We start from the raw sequence: 21,844 nt of genomic DNA, 5'->3' as shown, positions 1-21,844 counted from the left end.
AGCGCATATTTGGCATTTATTCAACGTTATCGCCTATTTATGGGGAATAACCACACTACATAAGCTCAGCCTTGCCTAAATACCAAGCATACGGCTGAAAATTTAACCTCGAAAGATAAACAGGTCCTAGACAAATTTTTTATCTATTTGTTTCAAATAAAAATTTTAACGACGTATAGTGCAATTTAATTCGTTAAATTGCTCAAAGGTTTATGCAGGTTGGTATAACTAGGAATTTTTGAATTCGCACTCTGTGAGCACTATATTTTTGTCACATTGGTAAAATACGGTTAAGTAAGTGTCTTTAGGCACTTGCGGTGAAAGTGCTTGGGTTATTTTAAATTGCAGTTGTTGTTCATTAAAGGCAATGAGCGTAGCCGCTTCAAAGCCAAAAAATTGTTTCACACTTGCGTACAAAGCTTTAAAAATACTTTCTTTTGCTGAGAAGATAATGGTTAACGGGTGTGATACCTGCTCTGCGAACAATCTAAACTGAGGATAGTCATTAGGGTGCAAAATTTGTTCTTGTAGCTCTCGCTCTTGTTTTGCGCTCATTAGCTGTTCGATATCAATACCAATGCCAGCGATATCTGTGCGCTGAGAGGCCATTGCCATTGCAATCCCTTGAGTATGGGTAATACTAGCGATAACTTTATCAGGCCATATCGGCGCGCGATCATTGCCAGAAAGAATATCAAAAGAGGAAATACCGAGTGCGTTTAGTACTTTTTTCGCACAAAATCGGCCAGCCAAATACTCGGCCTTTCGTTTTGTGACTGCTTTTTGAAGTTGCAGCGGTGAAAAAATCTGATAACTCGAAAAGTCACTATCAATAAAGTGGTTACTATCAAATTTACAACAAAAAGTGCTGTGGCTAAGGTAGGGTGTAAACTGAGTATAAGGGGAAAGTTCCATATGCTATTTGCATTTTTCCTAAAATTAAGAGTAGCGCTTTAATGGTACGTTAAAAATATAATAAATAAAGTAAAGTTTATGACCTGTGCTGAGCTTAAGCTCATTACGTAATGTACAATATGCATGATTAATTAACCTGAACTCTGGATAATAAATCTATATCGAGCAGCTGTTTTCAGCGCTAACTGTGTTGAATTCACTTGCAATAGGCCAGCTATTGACGTGTAAATTTGCCTTGTTTTCACTGAAAATCTTTGGCTAGAGAAAATAAATTTAAATATCACCATGATTCAACACTTTAGTAAATCTCTTAACCAGAGCTCAGGTTACTTAGTTTTTGAGTGTTTAACGAGTTTGGCACAGAGCTTTGATCTCCTGAATAAGGGCAATGCTTGCTTCGTTATCGCCATGCACACATAAACTATCAGCATGTAAAGGTAATACCTTTCCCGATTGAGTTGTTACACAGCCTGTAGTTAACAGTTGTTTTACTTGCGCAATCAGTGCCGATTTATTATGCACGCTACCAGGAATATTCCGCGATACTAACAGTCCTGCATCGGTATATTGACGGTCCGCGAAGGCTTCTAAAATTAATGTTAATTGGTATGTTTTGGCAAGTTGCTGATGGCTTTGTGCTTTAGCCGTTGCAAGTAGCATGAGCTTTAATGGGGTTGGGTAGATGGCAATGGCATGCATGACAGTGTTTAATATTGTTTCATCAGCCATCATGTCGTTATAAAGCGCGCCATGTGGTTTAACATAGCTAAGCGTTAAACCTTGTACTTTTGCCATGCCCTCAATAGCGGCTATTTGATAATGCAGGCAGTTTATTAGCTCGCTTGTACTAAGATTCATTGAGCGCCTACCAAAACCTTGCAGGTCTGGGTAGCTGGGGTGAGCGCCAATTTGTACGTTATATTGTTTGGCAAGTGTGAGCGTGCTTGCCATTACATCGGCATCGCCGGCATGAAAACCACAGGCAATATTAGCCATATCAATATGTGGCATTACATCATCGTCTAGCCCCATTTTCCACGCGCCAAAACTTTCGCCTAAATCACAATTAAGTTTCATATTAATGCGCCTTTTGCGATTTTATTGTAACAGGCAGTACGCCGTTAGCAGGCGCTTCACCCAGTAACACTTTTGCAAGGGCGGTAAAAGCAGGCCCAGATACAATATCGTTTTTATCTACATCAATATTATATGCGTAGGATGCAAGTACAGCATTTGCATAATTACCAAATTTAGCAATGTCGTACGGTGCTCTTAGGCTTATAAAAACAGTGCTTTTATTTTCCTCTTTTGCCATATTTAATAATGACTCAAGTGCTTTTGGTTGCTCTGCATTATTAAGTGCAAAATTAGGATCGTCTTTTAAATCATCCATACCGCCAATTTCTACCGCACTTTGATTAGGCGTTGCATTGCCGGCTATAACTATATCAGCAGCGTGTATTTGTGCTTTTGCGAGTGCAGGGTCGAACCCTTGTAAGCTACTACAGCTATAGGTGAATTTTTGCTGGCTGGTAGCTTCAATTGCTTGCTGCATTGCCATACATTTACGCGTGTCGGGCATAATAATATGAACATTACTTCCTGCTTTTAAATTAAGCGGTAAAATACTGTTATTATTTTTAACCTGCGTTATAGCCTCTACAGCAAGTTGCGCTTCTATTTCACGATGTGCTGCACTGCCAATAACCTGCTTAGCTTCAGTAAGCGCGGTAATAGGGTCAAAATTAGTGCTTAATCTAAATTTATTTTTAAGAGAGGTAATACGCATCGCTGATTGTGCGATTTCTTGCTCATCAAGTTGTTTTGATTTAACCGCTGCAACAAGCTCTTTAATAAGGTCATCGAGCTTGTTTAAATCATCCGGCGTTCTAATTTCAACGGGCATTAGGGCAATGTCAGCCCCAGCCGCAAACGTATTAATTACCGCTTGAGTTGGTGTAAAAAAGTTACTAATACCAGCCATATCAAGCGCATCGGTTACTACAACACCTTGGTAATTAAGCTCACCGCGTAAAATATCAGTAATGATTGCGCGCGACATTGTTGCCGGTTTTATCATGGTTTTGCCATCAACACTTACAAACGTTGTGCTATCGAGCGCTGGATATTGAATGTGCGCCGTCATGATCATGCCAGGGTTTTGCTTGGCGATAATGTGTTTAAACGGCGCTAGGTCTTGCTCGTAAATAACTTCTTTTGCATGGTTTACTTTAGGCAAACCTGTATGGCTATCTACGTTTGTATCGCCGTGACCCGGAAAATGCTTTAACGAGGTAATAACACCGTTGTTTTCAAACCCTGCAACTTGAGCTGCGCCTAATTTACTCACTAATACAGGGTTTTCACCAAACGAGCGTACATTAATAACAGGGTTATCGGGGTTCATGTTTACATCAACGGTAGGCGCATAATTTACATTGATACCCAGCGAATTTAGCTCTTTAGCTATTACTGTTGCTGTTTTTGTGGCAAAGCTTGTACCGTGTTTTTTGTACGTTGCACCAATCGACATATTACCGGTAAATGATGTAGCAACGTCGCGTGGTAAACGCGCTACACGTCCACCTTCTTGATCTATTGATATAAATAAAGGCAGCTTACTACTGGACTTACTTGCAGCCGACTGTAATTGGCTATTAAGCGTAATGGTTTGCTCTATTGATTGAGTGTTTTCTGAAAATAAAATAACCCCACCAATATTATACTTTGTCACTATATTTGCTAACTCACTTGGCAAACTAGTCATTTGCGTTCGGCATTGTTTACTCGCACCTTGCTCACAGTAGTAGCGAAAGTCGAGTATTAACTTTTGACCAAGCTGCTGTTCAAGAGAAAGTGTTGATTTAGCGAAAGAAGATTGTAATGGCATTAAACACCCAGATAAAAAAACGATAGACGATACAGCATACTTATTTAGCAAAACGCTCTCCAAGGCTAAAAAGTAGATAAGTATACGCAGCTTATCTACTTTTAGACGCAACTGCAAAGCCATAAAACAAGTGTTTTTATAAACTTAATAGCTGCTTAATATTTATATTTATTAGCAACTTATTTATACATAAACACATAATTTTAAGTCAATAAAACCTGAACATTATAAGTTATATATACATAATTATAGTGGTTTTTATAAATGCAATGTACGAGCGGTTGAAATGACTTGTTCTATGATGGTTGACTCCTTATTACCCATAACAAATACATAGGGCAAGGTATTCGCAGAAGTAATCGAGATAACTAAATTATAGCTCTCGCTTCGAGGTTTAAGTGTGACATACACTGCACATACTTTAACTCTAAAAGTTTGTAAGCACACAGTTTAATCGGCCCACCATCAATAGATGCAGCTTCTATGAATAAAATTTCAACCAAGTTTATAGATCCGGTTACAAATATCGAATCAAATTAAACATAAAGAAATTTTATGTAAACAAATGTAAACCTAGATTAGTTCAATAAACACAATAATAATAGCAATTAACTTAGTGCGATATGTTATTTAATACGCACCCAAAAAAACCAAAACTGATAAAAATCAATAACTAATAACTCATCGTGATATAACAATTATTTTTTTAAATCTATTTTTTTTCTATTTATTTTTCTGTAAAAGTTACATCTACCATGAATTATCACGAAAGAAAGAACACACTATATTTACATTTAAATGACACGTGGTATCTTTTTAAGCAACCTTCTTTATTTCAATTTAAATTCACTTTTATTTTTAAATAAATCATCAAAAATAATAATTACATGCGCAAAAAAGCGCAAGGAGTATTCAGTGAAGACCCAAGTAGCATTAGCTGTTTCAGCAGCATTATTAACAGTATCACTAAGTTCTGTAGCCGGTGGAAATAGTATTCATCAACAAATAGCACTTTCAAAATCTGCAGTAGACAAAACTAAAACATCACCAACTTCATCTACCCGTATAACTAAAGTAGCAAAGAAAATTGTTGTTGAACCTAGTTTAGCACCTGGCGAATATACTTATATTGTGCGCCTAGCAGATCTACCGTTAGCGACCTACGATGGCAGCGTTGTTGGCTTTGCCGCTACAAACCCTAAAATAGCTAAAAAAGAACTTTTTTCAAAGTTAGCTAACAGCAAAATGAGCTCACAAGAAGTACGTAATCAGCTGCGTTTAAATACTAAGTCTACAGATGCTGTTCAATACACCAACTACCTTGAAGATAAACAACAAAGCTTCCTTTCTCAAGCCCGCCTTTCATTAGGTAAGCAAGCAAACGTTGTATATAAATATAAAAATGCATTCAACGGTGTTGCGATGCGTTTAACTCAAGAGCAAGCTGTAAAATTAGCTACTTTAGATGGCGTTGAATATGTTGAACGTGAACGTATGGAAACAATGGATACTGATACTGGCCCTATCCATATTGGCGCTACTCAAGTATGGCAAGGCGAAGGTAATTCAGCCACTAACATGGGTGAAGGCGTTATTATTGGTGTAATTGATAGTGGTGTTAATACAGATCACGACTCATTTGCAGATATTGGTGGTGATGGCTACGACCACACTAACCCTTGGGGCGCAGGTAATTACGTAGGTGATTGTGCTACTGATTTTGTTGAGCTATGTAACGACAAATTGATTGGTGTACGTTCATACGCAAGTGTTACTGATAACTACGATGATTTAGACGTATTCGGTCCTACACCGCCAGCTAAAAATGGTGAAGATTATGGCGGTCACGGTTCTCATACTGCAAGTACAGCAGGTGGTAATATTTTAAAAAATGTGCCGTTAATTTCTTTAGATAATGGTGTTTTAGAAAGCGACGGTATTGTTAATGAAGCGTTTTCGTTTGAGCAAATATCAGGGGTAGCACCGCATGCGAATATTGTTGCTTACCAAATTTGTAGCCCTGGTAATTCAAATTCTGACCCTGCTTTAAGCGATAAGTATACAGGTTGTCCTGGCGCAGCTATTGTTGCCGCTTTAGATGATGCTGTTGCAGATGGTGTCGATGTTTTAAATTACTCTATCAGTGGCGGCGGTAACCCTTGGGCTAGCTCTACAGAATTAGGCTTTCTAGCAGCACAAGAAGCTGGCATTTTTGCAGCTGTATCTGCTGGTAACGATGGCCCAGAAGCGTATACAACATCAAAAAATGCACCGTGGTATACCGTAGTTGGTGCTTCAACACATGGTCGAACTCTAGATAGCTTTGTTACATTTAATGAAGAAAGTTTTGCATTCTCAAGTGGAAATGGACCTACACTCTCAGAAATCGTAACAGGCTCTCCTGTTACATCACTTTCAGTTGATGCAACTAACTTTGAGGGTTGTAATGCCTTTGCTGCTGATTCATTTAAAGATGCCGTTGCTGTAATTAGCCGTGGTGCATGTGCTTTTGCAGATAAAGTAAACAATGCAACCGCAGCAGGAGCAAGCGCTGTTATTGTTTACAATAATAAAGATGGTGATGCATCTCTTGGTATGTCTGGTTTAGAAGACACTACTATCCCAGCGGTTGGAATTTCTGAAAACTCAGGTAAAGCGTTATTAGAAGAATTAGCTTCAAATTCAGGCATGATGATCTCTATTGACCCAGCTATTACGCTAGTTATTGGTCAAGCTGACAATATGGCTGACTTCTCATCTCGTGGACCAAATAGTACGACTGCTGATATCATGACACCTTCAGTAACAGCACCAGGTGTATCAATTTATGCAGCTTACAATGACCAAGATTTTGGTAACGATGTAAGTACTCCTGCTCCTGGTGATTTTGCCTTTTTACAAGGTACATCAATGTCAGCGCCTCATACATCAGGTGCTGGTGCGGTATTAAAATCTGCACATCCTACATGGACACCAGATAACATTCGTTCAGCATTAATGATGACGGCTACAACTGATGTACGTAAAGAAGATGGTGCAACGCCAGCTGACGTATTCGATATGGGCTCAGGTAGTATTCGCGTTAATTTAGCAACTAATACCGGTCTAATCATGGATGAAACGTTTGGTAACTACATGAAGGCAAACCCAGCAACGGGTGGCGTTCCTTTATCATTAAACATTCCTTCAATGACAAATACACAATGTATTGATACGTGTACTTGGACTCGTACATTTACTGCAACTAAAGATGCTAACTGGACTGCAACGTCAGTATCAACATCTAACAATATGGCGTTAACTGTTTCACCAACTAGCTTTGATATTAAAGCGGGCGAAACGCAGACACTAACTGTAACTGCTGATGTAAGTGCATCTGCTGCAGATGTATGGAACTTTGGTAGCCTTGAACTAACTTCAGCCGGTTTACCCGATGCTCATTTGCCTATTTTAGTGCAAGTAGCTGAAACCAACTTACCAGAAGCATTATCTGTAGCAGCATCTCGCTCAAGCGGTACTTACACATTTACTAATTTGATGTCTAAAAGTTTGAATAATATTGAAGTTGGTGTATTTGATAAGAGCTCTAACTTAGTTGAACCACAAACAGTAGAAGTTGAAGATGAAGGTCTCGGCTTTATAGTACTTACTTTTGATGAAGTTGTACCAAATGTTGTGTTTAGCACTTCATCAGTAACAGCGCCGGATATCGACTTACGCGTTTTACGCGCTTTAGATGGCGGGCTTGAAAAGATTGGTAGCAGTGCAGGCCCTAACTCAAACGAGTCCGTTACTTTCCTTAATCTACCAGCCGGTACTTACTACATTGTAGCTGACGGTTATACTGCATCAGCACCAGGTGCAACGGATGAAGTGGTAATTAGTGCATCATCAATCTTAACAGATGAAGACTCTATGAGTGATACTGTTAGCGCTAGTGTTGCAGAGAGTAATGGTTCATTTGACTTAACAGTTAAATGGTCTGATAACGTAAGCAGCAGCTCATTACTATCACTAAAATCAGGTGATGACTCTACAGAAGTACAAATCCCATTAACAGTATCGTTCGCAGATGATGAAGTAACTGAAGTGGTTTCTTCTGACTTAGAAACAGCGAGCCAAACTATGACTCCTGGAATAGCTCAAGCTGTTAGCTTTGATATTGAACCAAACTTTACCAATTCAGATAAAGTTTATACATTAAAAGCAATGGTTACAGAAGGGCAAGAAATAGCAAATGCTGATAACGATGGTGTTATTACTGACAACATAGTTGAGTGGACTATTACTCGCGTAGCGGGTGAATCAACAAAAACAATGTCAGTGGGCTTTGATTTAATTCCTAGACAATCAGGAACTGATAAAGAGCTAGTATTAACTAATACAATTGACGGCAATGCAGTTGAATCTACTTATAACTTTGGCGTTATTGAAGTTGCTCCTGTAGCTTCTGTATCTGATGTATCAAGTGCACGAGAAGGCACAACTGTAACTATGGATGCTTCTAGCTCTAGCGATGCTAATAATGATGAATTAACTTACTCTTGGAAACAGTTATCAGGAAGTACTGTTAGCTTAACGGGTACTGGCGCATCAATCACCTTTGAAGCACCAAAAGTATCTGCTGATGAAGTAATCTCTTTCCAATTAGAAGTAAATGATGGAAATGGAAATTCAGATATGACAGTAGCAACCGCAAACATTACAAAAAATAAAGGTAGTAGTGGTTCATTTGGTTGGTTAATGGCCTTGCTTACACCGTTATTGTTCGTACGTCGTAGAAAAAATAATTCGTAAGATTAAATACGTATTATAAATAAAAACCATTAGCTTCATTTGAAGCTAATGGTTTTTTTATTATTTACTGGAGGACAAAAAATTACAACGCTGGGATTATTATTTATCAGTCCATACCATAGCGATTAGTCGTGGAATCAAACAAACCACCTTAACTAAAAACACTTAAATGGGTATAATGCTTAACTTCGTATAATACGCGCTGAATATTGTGCTTTGGGATGCAAGCTTTGCTATATAAATTATTACCTGCTTTAAACTTAAGATTTCTTATATTGCTACTCGCACTCTCTGCAGCACTGAGCACATTGGTAGGGAGTTTTTATTCTACCTATCAGGTTCAAAAAGAGCAGTTAACATCATATACGCTAAAAAGTAATTTAGCCTATGCTCAAAAACTAGCCTCTGCTACTGATAACTTTTTAAAGTCTGCGCTTCAGCAGCTTGAATACTCAGCTAAAATTATTGAACAATCACCAAATAACTCCAAATTATTAAACGATGAAGCTATTCGTTTAAATCAGCAAACTGATAGTTTTAACTCTGTTGTGATTAATTTACATGGCGTAGTTGCTGCTACGTCACCTCGTTTAAAAAGTATAATAGGCCAAAAAATACAATCCCCTGGTGCAATAGAAGCGTTAAAAGAAAAACGCCCATTAATTAGTGAGCCTTATTTATCGGCAGCCGATAATTTAATTGTTTTCATATCGCACCCGTTGTTTGATTTTGAAGGTAAGTATTTAGGGTATATTGGAGGCTCTCTTTATTTAAAAGAGAAAAATATTTTAAATGAGCTTCTAGAGCAGCATTACTATAAGGGTGGCTCATACCTTTTTGTTGTTAGCTCAAATAAGCGTATTTTATATCATCCAGAACCGTCAAGAATAGGTAACGTTGTTACTAATAATCGTGTAATTGACGCGGTTACAAATGGCGAAATGGGTACTTCAACCGTTATTAATAGCCTAAATAAACCAATGCTCGCAGGCTATGCACCCGTTACTTTAGCTAATTGGGGAATAGTGGCGCAAAGATCATTAAAATCAACGCTCTCCTCTCTTGATACATTAACTATTGAAGTGGTTAAACAAACAATACCAATGGCATTAGTCACGTTTATTTTTATTGGTTTATTTGCACACTTTATAGCAAGGCCACTAAAACGCTTAGCCGATAACGCAAATACACTCGACGATCCAAAAAGTTTAGAAAAGCTTAAAAATGTGAAGTCGTGGTATTTCGAAAGTCAAAAACTAAAATTAGCAATGTTAAGAGAAGTAACTTTATTACAAGCTAAAATTGGTGTGTTACGCCATGACTCACAAACAGATCCCTTAACAGATACGCATAACAGAAGAAGCTTAAACGGCTTACTTAACCAGCTTATGCTAAAGCAAACCCCGTTCGCTATATTAGAAATTGATATCGACTTTTTTAAACGTGTTAACGATACTTTTGGGCATGACAAGGGTGACGAAACTTTAGTTTCGCTAACCAATATAATTAAAAAGCTATCCAGAAAAGACGACATAGTATCGAGAATCGGCGGTGAAGAGTTTGTCCTTGTCTTACCTAATGAAGACAGCCAAAGCGCTTTTAAAATTGCAGAGCGCTTACGTAAAACAGTAGAATCAACAGAGATGGACACTATTGGCAACATCACTATTTCTATAGGTATTGCAACTTGGCCTGATCATAGTGCTGATATTGCCCAAGTATATAAATGTGCCGATACAGCGCTATACCATGCTAAAGAGCATGGCCGTAACCAATGCGTAGTGGCCGAAATTAGCTAACCACAGCTTAGTTAAGTAATACTCTGTATTACCTTAAATTGATAAATACTTTACAGAGAATACATGAGTTTATTAAGCCAGCCATCTGCTTTTGATGGCTTATAAATCATTACAATATCCTCACTGTAGTGACTGTTAACCCCCTTTACAGTTAATTTTGTAAACCCTAAATCGTCAATAACAAAGTTAGGTAAATACGCCAACGCCAAGCCACTTTGTACCACCTCTATTAATGCACTGTAATCGCTACATCTAAATACAATATTGCGCGGGGCAATTTCATCTTCCCAACCGTCGGAGCCAATACCTTGCTCTAGGCCGCACAGCGGCGAAAATAATGGGCAAGCAAAAGCCCCATGAAGTAGTTGGTTTTTATTGAGCGTTAATAAACCTTTTTGTACTAGCTGATGCGCAGCGGCCGCAGCCACACTAAATCCAGTATTAAATACATCAACCGCAACTAAATTAGTATGTGAGCTGTTATTTAATGCCTCGCGAGTAACTAGCGCAATATGCGCCGCCCCTGATGCTACTTGGCTTATGGCTTCACCTTCAAACACATTATTAATACGTACCGAGCAAGGCAGGTTGCTAAGTGGTGTAAGCAGCCTCTTTAAACCACTTTTAAGTAAAATTGCAGGACCTGCAATAACTGCATTAAATTTATGATTATCGCTTTTAAAACGGCTGGTAAGCTGCTGGTAATTATGAACTAAATCGCTGCTATGCTTAACAAACTCTTTGCCTTTATCATTAAGTACTAAGGTTTTTCCCACACGATTAAACAGCTCTGTGGCTAAGTTTGCCTCAACCTTTTTTAGAGTTTTAGAAAGCGCCCCTGGGGTAATATTAAAATGCTTAGCGGTTGTATGCAGGTTTTGCGAACCCGCCATATGAATTACTTTTTCAATATCATCTAAATGCATAGCGCCAAACCGTATTGATTAAAAGGAAACAACTGATAACTTATTATCGATTATTTATACATAAAAATCAGCTTATAGTATCGCCATATTTATTTTTTGGGTATTAACATGAAAAACATACTGTTATTTTTTATTTTATTTTCGAGCTCGGTACTTGCAAACACACATCAACACAATTCACAAAGCACACACAAAGCCCACAGCTACGTTGGGTTTCATGGTATGGCACTTATCTTAGCTGGCGATAAAATACTTGCCAGCCACCTGCCTTTATACGCCCCTCCACACGACTACCAAATAGTGTATGAAGTAACTACAAATAACACCAACCTAAAAAAAATCAAAAGTGTTTTAAAAAAGCAGCAAACGAGCAAAGGTTGATCACCATTTTACCAGCCAAGTTTGACCTAAACTTATTAATAAATAAGAAGGCACCCACCTTAAACATAACCGTATTTAACAGCCATTTTGAACGCGGTGGCAAAGTGCTTTTTAATGCCACACTAACCTTTAAAAACCCGTTATATGTTGAGAAGGTCACGACAGATAAAGCACAAAAAAATGCATTTTCGTTAGTAAAGCTTACAGAGCAGCAAGGCTTGATAATTCATAAAATACAAAGTAAACCAAGTTATGACTCGTTAAGCTTAGTGCCACTGACTAAAGGTGAATATAATGGGGAGTTAAAGTGTAATACTACAATTAATACAGCGCTTAAAAGTAAGCTAGAGGCATGTTTTAAAAGCGTACCAAGCTATCTAGAAACAAAAGATTTATCGGTTAATTAATTTATAAATAGCCAGCGCTTTTTAGCTTTAAAAGCACTGGTTTTATAAAGTGTTACTTCGCATTAAGTGTGTACAAATTTGCTTAAACATACTTGCCATTAAGTAATTTAACTTGAGTAAATATGTGACAAGTAAACGCTGCATTCCCATGCAGCGTTTGTTGCCATTTGTTTAGCCCTAATTAAAACTGGTAGCTTACTCTTGCTGAAAAGTTACGCCCAGGTTGGCTGTATTGGCTAAAATCAGCACTTTGCGACTGGCCTGCAATTAGCTCAAAAGGCACATATTCTTTATCGAGTAAGTTAAGTACGCCTACATTAAGCTGCCATGCTTGCCACTCGTAGTTTGCATATAAATCAACAATGCCGTAGCCATGCCCTTGTGTGGTTTTATCGCCGTTTGTATCAAGTACTACATCCGATTGCGATTTAGCTAAACGCCATGCAGCGGTCCAGTTAATATTACCGAGTTCTGTACTTAACAATACTGAGCCGTTTAACGGGCTAATGCTGGTAAGTGGCTGATCGGTTTCTTTGTTTTCACCATCAACGTAGGCCACGTTTGCCTCAAGCAGAATATTTTCAGCAACATACACGGCAATCCCTGCTTCTACACCGCTTATTTGTGTTTCGCTAATATTTTGATACTGATACAGCGTTTTGTTTACGCCAGGAATATACGTTGGCTCAACACCCACCACTGCAGTTTCAATAAAGTCATCGAATGCTGCATAAAAAGCACTTACATTTACGCTAATATCGCTGCTTGCGTACCTAAGCCCAAGCTCAAATGAGTCGCTGCTTTCTGGGTCTAAATCGGCGTTCGGTAATATTTGATAAAACGGCTCTACACCGTGGCTTTGATAAGCTTGGTCGTGTGGTGGTATTTTAAAACCTCGTACGTATTGCCCATACCACGACAAGTTATCATCCACTTGATATATAACACCTAGCTTAGGCGAAAAAGCAGATTCGGTAATATCATCAAGCTGCGCATCGGCATATAGTTCATCATTTTTAGCCTCTAAGGTGTAGTAATCATATCGCACGCCTGCAATAACCGACCACGCACTGTTATTAAACGAAATACTGTCTTGTACATAAGCGCCAATTAAAGAGGTATCGGCACCCGGAAACGCTTTTTGTTTTTGGTCTGTAAAATCAACCGTGCCATCAGCTAAAATACGCGTTTTTAAACGTGGGCGAGTGGTGTCGTATAAATCGATATCAATCCCGTATACCACTTCGTGATCGGTCGTTTCTCCTTTAAGTCCTTTATTAAATACTGCTTTTAAACCTAAAATATTTTGCTCAAAACGATAGTCGTTATAATCGGTGTAGGTGCTTGCGCCACTAATTTGATCGCTTTGCTGCTCGTAACTACTATAAGACACTTGCCCATACCACTTATCGAACGCGGCTGTTGCTACCTCTGAATGATAATCTAGCGCCAGTGACCAACTAGTGTCGTCTTCTTCGGTTTCTTGAACGGCGGGAGTTATTACTTGCTCAATTGTTTGGTTAAAGTAATCGAGGGTATATTTAAGTGTGCGTTTTTCATCAAGCTGTTGCTCAAATTTAACTAATAAAGCATCCGACTTTGCATCGTAGCCGGGTAGGTTTTCGTCATAGTTTTGTACTTCTTCGCTATCGCGGTGGCTATAAACCGCGCTTACTGCAAAGTCGCCTAAGTCTTTTGCAGCGGTAATATCAGCGGCAATTTGGTTGCTTTGGCCTTGATACCCTAGCGCCATTTTTACAAAGCTGCTGTTATCTTTTAAGTAATCGCTTGGATCTTTAGTGGTTATAACCACAATGCCACCGAGTGCATCAGAGCCATATAAAGACGATGCAGCACCTTTGGCTACTTCTACTTGTTTTACGCCTGCTACATCAAAGTAATTACGGCCAACTAAATAACCCCCTCCGCCTGCATAGCCATCGTTGGTACGTCGGCCATCTTTTATAAATACAACACGGTTACCACCAACACCGCGTACGGTGAGTGTTTGCGCGCCTGCACCACTACCAGTGGTTGCAATGCTTGGATCGTATTTAAACATGGTTTGTAAATCTACAGCTAGCTGACGCTCTATGTCTTGCTCGGTAATAACAGTAACTGAGACTGTTACATCTTTAAGCTTTTGTTCAAAGCGCGAGCCACTAACAACAATATGATCGTCAATTATGTTTTCGGCAAATGCAGTGCCCGAGCCAAGTAGTAAGGTTGCTATAGCAGTAAATTTAAATGCAGAGGGATTCATTTCAACTCCAAATGATAATAGTTATTATTTATAGCGGGGATGTTACAACTAAGTCAAATTAAGATCAATTAATTATGATAATCATTTTCATTTAGATTTAACTAGTTATAATAGCCGAAAAATAAAACCGGAGTGTGTAATGAAATACCTATTTATATTGTTTGCTTTAGTCGCTCAACCTGCACTTGCACAAGAGCGTGTTATTAGTGCTGGCGGCACCCTTACAGAAATAATTTATGCGCTAGGCAAGCAAAATACCCTTGTCGCGGTTGATCAATCTAGCATGTACCCGCAACAAGCTACGCAATTACCGCAGGTGGGTTATTACCGCGATTTAGCGGCAGAAGGCGTACTTTCTATGCGCCCAACCACCTTATTAGCACTTGAAGGCGCAGGGCGAAGCCAAGCGCTTAAACAAATTGAGGCAACAGGGGTTAAGCTAATTCATTATAAAAAGCCTACTTCTGTTAATGAGCTACTTGCGCTAATTAAACGCCTTGGTGACGATTTAAACGCTAAGCAAAAAGCGCAATCACTTATTACGCACATTACAAACTCATTACCTGAAAAAGCAAAAGAGCAAACACACAGTGCGCTATTTTTACTCTCAGCTAATGAGCGCGGGCTTGTTGCCGCAGGGCAAGAAACCGTCCCTAATTTATTATTTAGCTATGCAGGTATTACTAATATAGCCGCTACGCATACTGGCTTTAAAGCTATTAACAGTGAAGTACTTGCTGTAAATCAGCCCGACTTTTTAGTTGCGCCAAAGCATGTTGTGCAAAGCCTTGGTGGTAAACAAGCCTTTTGTAAGCAACCTACACTACGTTTATTAAAAGCCGCGCAAAGCTGTAACTTACTTGTAATGGATAGCCTACTTTCGCTTGGCATGTCGCCGCGTATTGCCACAGCAATTAATGAGCTTAACGAGTATAAAACCCAATTATGAACACCCTAACATTGAGCAGCTTTACGCCCATAACACTTAGCCCAACCCATAAATGGATGCTATTAGCCTCTGTGTGTATTTTTGCTTTGGCGCTACTTAGCATAGGGTACGGCCCTGCAGGATGGGACTGGCGTTTAGCCATTGCTTGGCTTGCACCCGAGTACTTTAACCAGTTTGATGCCCTGCAAATTAACGTAGTAATGCAAATACGCTTACCACGTTTTGTACTTGCTGTATTAGTAGGGCTAATACTTGCCCAAACAGGGGCGGCAACTCAAGCGCTGTGTCGTAATCCATTAGCCGACCCATCCATTATTGGCATTAGTGCAGGTGCGGCTATGGTTGCAGTGGCCTTTATTGCACTTAGCGCGCAGTTTAATTTTAACGCTCAGTTGTATTTACCTTATGCGTCGTTTATAGGGGCGCTTGGCGTTACCTCGCTGGTATATTTTATTGCCAAGCAGCAAGGGCAAATTAATATCACCACACTTATATTAGTCGGGGTTGCTATTAACGCGTTAGCATTTGCGATTATTGGGTTATTGAGCTTTTTTGCCGACGACAGTGCATTGCGATTAATAAATTACTGGACCATGGGCTCATTAGGCGGGGCAAGCTGGAGCACGATTATTCAAGCGGCGCCGTTACTGCTTATTAGCCTTATTGGCCTTTGGCGATTAAAAGAACCAATGAACTTACTCCTTATTGGCGAGTCACAAGCTCAGTACCTAGGAGTAGACACCAATAAACTTAAATTATATGTAATTATACTCGTTGCATTAGGAGTAGGTGCGGTTGTAGCGCTTACCGGTTTAATAGGGTTTGTTGGCTTGGTAGTCCCGCATATTGCTCGCTTAATGGTGGGGCCGCATTTACGTAATATGCTGCCGCTTTGTATGCTAATTGGCATAGTGGTATTGCTACTTTCAGACTGGCTAGCACGCATTGTAATAATGCCAGCAGAGCTACCCATTGGCATTATTACCGCGCTATTGGGCGCGCCATTGTTTATTTACTTAATCGTTAAAAATAAGCGAGGTTGGTCATGATCACGTTTAATAATTTAAGCGTTGGCTTTGATAATCATAACGTTTTAAACACCATTAGTGGCAGTGCTAAAGCAGGGCAGCTTGTCGCACTACTTGGTGAAAATGGCGCGGGTAAATCAACCTTACTGCATACCTTAGCAGGAATGCATTCCTTTACAGGCAGTGTACTTTTTAATACAAAGCCTTTAGCCTCACACGCTAAAAAACGCCTTGCAACACAACGCGCAGTCATGATGCAAGCAAACCACGTAGGGTTTGATTTTACTGTATTTGAGCTTATTGCAATGGGCCGCTACCCGTATGTAGAGTCATTAAAAATGCAAAGCGAAAAAGTACATAAATACGCCGCTATTATGGATTTAAGCCATTACTTAACTCGCCGCGTAAGTGCGCTTTCGGGCGGAGAGCAACAACGTGTTCATATGGCGCGTACTTTAGCGCAGCTTAATGCCTTTACACAATCGGCAGAGCCAAAACTAATGCTGCTCGACGAGCCTACATCAGCACTTGATATGCGCCACCAACATGCACTGCTCAGCTGCGTTAAAACCTTTGTAGAGCAGGGCAACAGCGCCATTATTGCAATACACGATCTAAATTTAGCCAGCCTTTATGCAACCGACGCTATTTTATTGCACAACAAAAAAGTGCTGCAAAGTGGGCCTATAAACACCGTTTTAACTGAACAAAACTTACAACAAATGTACGCCATGAAACTGCACGTAAATCCTCATCCTTATAACGATGCACCCATGGTTTTTTCCCAACGTCAGGAGTTTTTATGAGAGAGCAAGCATTAAACGATGCACGCACCTTGGTTTACAAAACCAATGCCGGTGTCATGTCGACTATTTCTAATAATTTACGTGGCTACCCGTTTGGCTCGGTAACCCCCTATATGTGCGACGAACAAGGCCGACTATACTTTTTTATTAGCGATATAGCCCAGCACACTAAAAACCTAAAGCACGACTCTCGTATGAGCCTTACTATATTTGACGCCGCCGACTACGGCGACCAAAACGAGCACGGGCGAGTAACGCTTGTAGGCGATGGCTCTATTGTGCCAAGCGAGCAAGCACACACTTTACTTAATAACTATATTGCCTTATACCCAGAAGCCGCTAGCTATCGCAATGCACACGACTTTCAATTATGGCAATTAGACGTAATACGTGTACGTTACATTGGTGGCTTTGGCAAAATATTTTGGCTTGAGCAAAACGAATGGCAAGACGAAATAAAAAACTGGGACGAAAGCCAGCAGCAAAGCATGATAAGCCATATGAACGACGACCATCAAGATGCTATGTCACTCATATTAATGCAGCACTATAACGTAGCCGATAACACCCCAATAATGAGCGGCCTACTACCCACTGGCTTTTATATACAAAGCCAAAAGCGTAACTACTTTATTAACTTTAAAACCCAGTGCAACAGCCCGATAGAGGTTCGCAAAGCGCTGGTTACGTTAACTAACCAAGCTCGAAGTAACTAAACTAAATACATGACGACATAGTTAACCTGAGCTCTGGTTAAGAGGTTTACTAACTATGTCGTTATTTTATAAGCAAGCTGTTTGCTCGCCTCGCTCGCCTAACGCTTTAAAAGCCGCTTGTTGATGTTCTTTTTGTATGTAACGGGGTGGCAAAGGGTTAACCTGCAACTGATATCCTGTTTGATTAGCTTGTACATTTGTTACCGGCGATATCCAGACAACATTTAACTCTGGCGCTAAACGTTTAATAACACGCGCTATACCTTCGCCATTTTTCACATGAAAATCGCCCGCAATATGCATTACCTGCGTATTTTTATGTGCTGTTATATAGTTAACAATAGACTCCCCCATGGTTTCATCCCATGTAACTTGTGCTGAAAAATAGTTTTCGTTTTGACTGGGCGAGCCGTGGTGCATTGACGCCATAAAGCGTTGTTTATATTCACTGGGGGACGTATCAATAGTGCTCGCAATATAGCTCTGCTGTGTTTCATCAAGTTTATTTAGGTAACTTATGCCTTGCCTGCCAACACACGTAACAATATTTTTAGGCGCATTTGCAGCGATTACATCGCTATTGTTCGTTTTTGCCAGCTCTACCAGCGCCCGATAATCGCTTTTGTAATTAGGCCATGCTTGGGTGTTATCAATTAAGTACTGCTCACCAATTTCACCTTTAACATACTGGTTTAAAATAGGCTGATCCGCGCGGCTAAATTGCTCAAGCGACAGCGCAGTGCGTTTATTACTTTTGCTTAATTGCTCAAATAACTCAGTCTGAAATAAATGCACGCCCGGATGTGTATGCAATTCACCCACTAAAACCACATCGGCATTTAATAACTTGGGCTCTAATAATACAGAGCTAACAGGCTTTGCCTGTGCATTATAAAGTGCTGAGTAATAAAGCGATGAGCTTTTATCAGGCTCCGTAGCTGTTGTACTACAACCACTCAAACCCGTAACTAACGCCAGAGTTAACATAGACTTTTTCATACACACCTTTAAAACACTTTAATGCAAATAATTATCAATATCATATACTTGTAATACCTATTAAGCCAGCCAAACTGCTGCTTACTTACATAATCAAGGAAATGAGCGAAACGCGCATTTATATGCCTTAACTTTGCTTGTAAATATTAAATAGCTTTTGATAGCAATATCTTAGGTAATTTGTTAAAACTGTGTAAAGTAGAAAATGAGCGTGACAACCGCAGGAATATACGCAAAATTGTTGTGCTTTTAAGTTCTAGATTGAATTATAGGAGATCTAATTGAGTATTGAATTTTTAGAAACGGATTTCGATAAGGTTAGCTACCTTTTGAATTTGCTCACTGCAAGAGCAACTGGACTTGCATCTGACTCAGGTGAATTTGAAGCATTACGCTCTGAATTGCTGAGTAATTCTAATCTTGCACCAATGCTTCCTCAGTGGTTACGACAGCACCGTAATTTAGATTCATTTTGGGGGTTTATTCAGCCAAAATTTAGTAGTTACGCCGAAAGACGTACGTATTTATCTGGTGAGTTCACACCAATATTAGATCAATTAGAGTTCGGGGAACCAACTCAGGGAGTAATGCCAACTACTACAAATACACCAGTGCCTCCAGCTAAAGAAGTTCCTCGTAACAAACGGAAAGTGTTTATTGTTCATGGACATAACAACGAAGTAAAACAAGAAGTAAGTCGCTTTGTCGAGCAACTTGGTTTAGAAGCTATTATCCTGCATGAGCAAGCTAACGCAGGAATGACAATTATTGAAAAAATTGAACATTATTCAAATGATGCTGATTTTGCTCTTGTTTTATATACTCCATGTGATTTAGGGAGAGCTATAACAGAGCCAAACCCTCCAAAAAATAGAGCACGACAAAATGTAGTGTTTGAACATGGTTACCTTATTGCGAAGCTTGGTCGAGAAAATGTCTGCCCTTTAGTTAAAGGGGCTCTTGAAACTCCAAATGATATAAGTGGTGTTTTATATGTCACTATTGATGATCCTGGTGCATGGAAAAACCAAGTAGCAAAAGAGTTAGTTCAATGTGGCTACACTTTAAAATCATTTTTCTAATAAGTATCAAAGACTAACGCTTACACAGGCGCTAGGCACTGGAGAAGGTTTAATAGATGGAACCAAATTATTCAGAATATTCTATTACTGAATTGCAAGAAGCTATCACGTCTATTGATAGGGCTTTGTACCCTGAACGCTTTGAGCTATTAAAAGCCGAACTATTAAATAGAGACGAGGAAGAGCATAATGCTTCTCAATTAGTAAGTCTTTCATCAAAGGACTTACTTATTAAGCTCAGCAATGCATTTTTTGTAATTCCGTTGATGATCTATGTAGGAGTAGATGCACTTAATAGCGGTGAAATACTCCTTAAAGGAGCAGCTATATCAAAAAATGAAAACTTTATATTATTTACATTAAGCGTAATGTTTTGTTTTTTAATCTCAGCGGTACTGACATGTAGCCTGTTTGTGGATAAGAGCAAAAGTTCCTGACAAATACATTATGTCGTTCATAAATTCACTGGAACACAGTTCGATTGGTAGTGCTTTCTGGAAGTTGATAATATTTTCAACTCAGGGCAAAACATGCAGCACAAGCTAAGCAAAAACAAGTTATAGAGAATAAGAAGACGGTGAAGTGTATTTAAAACTCTATAACTGAAACAAAAAGGCCGCAGTAATAAATACTGCGGTCTTTGTTTTTAGCTAAGTGCTATTTAGTAAGCGCCTGCGCTGTAAATAAGCTCGTAGCTGTGGCTGTAAATTTCAAGGATATTACCAAACGGGTCTTCCATGTAGATCATGCGGTACGGCTTTTCATCCGGGTAGTAATAACGAGGGGCTTGCATACGTTTTTTACCGCCAGCTTCTACAATACGTTCAGCTAAACCTTCTACATCAGGGTCTTGAACACAAAAATGAAAGATGCCTGTTTTCCAGTATTCAAAATTGTCTTTTGGGTTTTCTTGGTTTTTAAATTCGAAAATTTCGACACCAATACGATCCCCTGTAGATAGGTGCGCTATTTTGAATTTTTCCCACTTTTCGCCAAATACTTCTGTGCACATTTCGCCAATGGGACTTTTGTCTTCGGTAATTAAAGTGGGTTCCATTATGGTGTACCAACCCATAACCTTAGTGTAAAACTCGACTGCTTTTTCAACGTCGGGAACCGAAATACCAATGTGCGAAAAACTACGTGGATATGTATGACTCATAATGCTTCCTCTTTAACTTGTGACTTATCTTGTGACTAGTTGATGGAGTTAGTTTACGAATCGACCACCATTAAGTAAAATTATCATTAATCATCATTTTGAGTGCGTTTTGTAATGATAAATCCAACATGGTTAAATACGTTTTGCACTTTGGTTGAGGTAAATCATTTTACCCAAACAGCTGAGCGCCTTTATATGACCCAGTCTGGCGTAAGTCAGCATATTAAAAAGCTAGAGCAGCAAGTTAACTGCGCGCTATTAGAGCGCTACGGCAAACAATTTACCCTTACCGTGCGCGGGCAAAACTTATATCAACAAGGCGGCCAATTATTAAAAGAATGGCAATTTTTAGAGCAGCAATTAAAAGATGATTCGCCTTACAGCGGCTTGGTAAAAATACAATCGCCTGGTAGTTGCGGGCTGCAGTTTTACAACCAATTATTAGCGCTACAGGCTAAGCATGCTGAGCTAAATATTGATTATCGATTTGCACCAAATACAAGTGTAGAGCAAGCCGTGGCTAACCATAACGCCGACATAGGCTTTTTAACTCAAGCACCTACGCTTAGCGAAATTACCAGCCACAAAATAGGTAAAGAAGCATTATTATTAGTTACCCCCGCAAATATTAAAAACCCAACATGGGATAACACCATTCAGTTAAGCATGTTTTGACTTAATGGTGTACCGAGTTTTTGAAATTCGAACGGTCCTACTTTTGGGC

At 39.4% G+C, this 21,844-nt stretch carries 17 protein-coding genes and 1 pseudogene; 11 read left to right on the top strand and 7 right to left on the bottom strand.

Going from position 1 to position 21,844, the window contains the following annotated elements:
* Positions 1-228 precede the first annotated feature (228 nt).
* The 3 genes from I6F53_RS16595 to I6F53_RS16585 form a co-directional block, all read right to left on the bottom strand.
* Positions 229-915 carry a 4'-phosphopantetheinyl transferase family protein gene (locus I6F53_RS16595; RefSeq protein WP_165727922.1) on the bottom strand — a complete coding sequence of 229 codons (687 nt, stop codon included), beginning with the start codon at positions 913-915 and terminating at the stop codon, positions 229-231.
* A 345-nt stretch (positions 916-1,260) separates the two neighbouring features.
* Positions 1,261-1,992, bottom strand: a complete 732-nt coding sequence (locus I6F53_RS16590; protein WP_165740908.1) for a 5-oxoprolinase subunit PxpA — start codon at positions 1,990-1,992, stop codon at positions 1,261-1,263.
* A 1-nt stretch (position 1,993) separates the two neighbouring features.
* On the bottom strand, positions 1,994-3,805 hold the full coding sequence (locus I6F53_RS16585; RefSeq protein WP_197240384.1) for a glycoside hydrolase family 3 protein: 1,812 nt from the start codon (positions 3,803-3,805) through the stop codon (positions 1,994-1,996).
* A gap of 915 nt (positions 3,806-4,720) precedes the next feature.
* On the opposite strand from I6F53_RS16585, the gene I6F53_RS16580 reads away from it, so the two are divergent.
* Positions 4,721-8,602 carry a S8 family serine peptidase gene (locus tag I6F53_RS16580; RefSeq protein ID WP_197240383.1) on the top strand — a complete coding sequence of 1,294 codons (3,882 nt, stop codon included), beginning with the start codon at positions 4,721-4,723 and terminating at the stop codon, positions 8,600-8,602.
* 275 nt (positions 8,603-8,877) lie between these two features.
* Positions 8,878-10,401, top strand: coding sequence for a sensor domain-containing diguanylate cyclase (locus tag I6F53_RS16575; protein WP_197240382.1), 1,524 nt, complete (start codon positions 8,878-8,880; stop codon positions 10,399-10,401).
* Between the two features lie 50 nt (positions 10,402-10,451).
* Here I6F53_RS16575 and I6F53_RS16570 read toward each other — a convergent pair whose 3' ends face one another.
* Positions 10,452-11,327, bottom strand: a complete 876-nt coding sequence (locus tag I6F53_RS16570) for a LysR family transcriptional regulator (protein ID WP_197240381.1) — start codon at positions 11,325-11,327, stop codon at positions 10,452-10,454.
* Between the two features lie 108 nt (positions 11,328-11,435).
* Here I6F53_RS16570 and I6F53_RS20670 point away from each other — a divergent pair, with 108 nt between their 5' ends.
* Together I6F53_RS20670 and I6F53_RS20665 are read left to right on the top strand one after the other, a co-directional pair.
* Entirely contained in the window at positions 11,436-11,708 is a 273-nt protein-coding gene (locus I6F53_RS20670) for a hypothetical protein (protein WP_231616620.1), read from the top strand.
* Positions 11,705-12,115, top strand: coding sequence for a hypothetical protein (locus I6F53_RS20665; protein ID WP_231616619.1), 411 nt, complete (start codon positions 11,705-11,707; stop codon positions 12,113-12,115). The genes I6F53_RS20670 and I6F53_RS20665 overlap by 4 nt, the downstream gene beginning before the upstream one ends.
* Positions 12,116-12,296: 181 nt before the next feature.
* Here I6F53_RS20665 and I6F53_RS16560 read toward each other — a convergent pair whose 3' ends face one another.
* On the bottom strand, positions 12,297-14,378 hold the full coding sequence (locus I6F53_RS16560) for a TonB-dependent hemoglobin/transferrin/lactoferrin family receptor (protein WP_197240380.1): 2,082 nt from the start codon (positions 14,376-14,378) through the stop codon (positions 12,297-12,299).
* A 139-nt stretch (positions 14,379-14,517) separates the two neighbouring features.
* Between I6F53_RS16560 and I6F53_RS16555 the strand changes: the two genes are divergently transcribed.
* Genes I6F53_RS16555 through I6F53_RS16540 form a run of 4 tightly spaced genes read left to right on the top strand, consistent with a single transcriptional unit; the run spans position 14,518 to position 17,877 of the window.
* On the top strand, positions 14,518-15,327 hold the full coding sequence (locus I6F53_RS16555) for a heme/hemin ABC transporter substrate-binding protein (protein WP_197240379.1): 810 nt from the start codon (positions 14,518-14,520) through the stop codon (positions 15,325-15,327).
* Positions 15,324-16,376 (top strand): FecCD family ABC transporter permease, encoded by a 1,053-nt coding sequence (locus tag I6F53_RS16550; RefSeq protein WP_197240378.1) that lies wholly within the window; start codon positions 15,324-15,326, stop codon positions 16,374-16,376. Before I6F53_RS16555 ends, I6F53_RS16550 begins: the two co-directional genes overlap by 4 nt.
* Entirely contained in the window at positions 16,373-17,161 is a 789-nt protein-coding gene (locus tag I6F53_RS16545; protein ID WP_166377507.1) for a heme ABC transporter ATP-binding protein, read from the top strand. The genes I6F53_RS16550 and I6F53_RS16545 overlap by 4 nt, the downstream gene beginning before the upstream one ends.
* Positions 17,158-17,877, top strand: coding sequence for a HugZ family pyridoxamine 5'-phosphate oxidase (locus I6F53_RS16540; RefSeq protein ID WP_197240376.1), 720 nt, complete (start codon positions 17,158-17,160; stop codon positions 17,875-17,877). The genes I6F53_RS16545 and I6F53_RS16540 overlap by 4 nt, the downstream gene beginning before the upstream one ends.
* Before the next feature lie 66 nt (positions 17,878-17,943).
* Here I6F53_RS16540 and I6F53_RS16535 read toward each other — a convergent pair whose 3' ends face one another.
* On the bottom strand, positions 17,944-18,876 hold the full coding sequence (locus I6F53_RS16535) for a ChaN family lipoprotein (RefSeq protein ID WP_197240374.1): 933 nt from the start codon (positions 18,874-18,876) through the stop codon (positions 17,944-17,946).
* A 281-nt stretch (positions 18,877-19,157) separates the two neighbouring features.
* Here I6F53_RS16535 and I6F53_RS16530 point away from each other — a divergent pair, with 281 nt between their 5' ends.
* Together I6F53_RS16530 and I6F53_RS16525 are read left to right on the top strand one after the other, a co-directional pair.
* Complete coding sequence (locus I6F53_RS16530) at positions 19,158-19,958, top strand: TIR domain-containing protein (protein ID WP_010552897.1); 801 nt, start codon at positions 19,158-19,160, stop codon at positions 19,956-19,958.
* 56 nt (positions 19,959-20,014) lie between these two features.
* The gene (locus I6F53_RS16525) at positions 20,015-20,395 is read left to right on the top strand and encodes a hypothetical protein (RefSeq protein WP_010552898.1); all 381 of its coding nucleotides are present in this window, start codon (positions 20,015-20,017) and stop codon (positions 20,393-20,395) included.
* 224 nt (positions 20,396-20,619) lie between these two features.
* Here I6F53_RS16525 and I6F53_RS16520 read toward each other — a convergent pair whose 3' ends face one another.
* Positions 20,620-21,120: a lactoylglutathione lyase family protein gene (locus tag I6F53_RS16520; protein ID WP_165739567.1), complete on the bottom strand. Its 501-nt coding sequence runs from the start codon at positions 21,118-21,120 to the stop codon at positions 20,620-20,622.
* A gap of 114 nt (positions 21,121-21,234) precedes the next feature.
* Between I6F53_RS16520 and I6F53_RS16515 the strand changes: the two are divergent.
* Positions 21,235-21,783, top strand: a pseudogene (locus tag I6F53_RS16515) (LysR family transcriptional regulator); the annotation flags it as partial.
* Positions 21,784-21,844: the final 61 nt, after the last annotated feature.

It is taken from the genome of Pseudoalteromonas sp. SWN29 (assembly GCF_015864465.1).
Lineage (GTDB): Bacteria > Pseudomonadota > Gammaproteobacteria > Enterobacterales > Alteromonadaceae > Pseudoalteromonas.
This window is presented reverse-complemented; position numbering and strand designations above follow the sequence as displayed.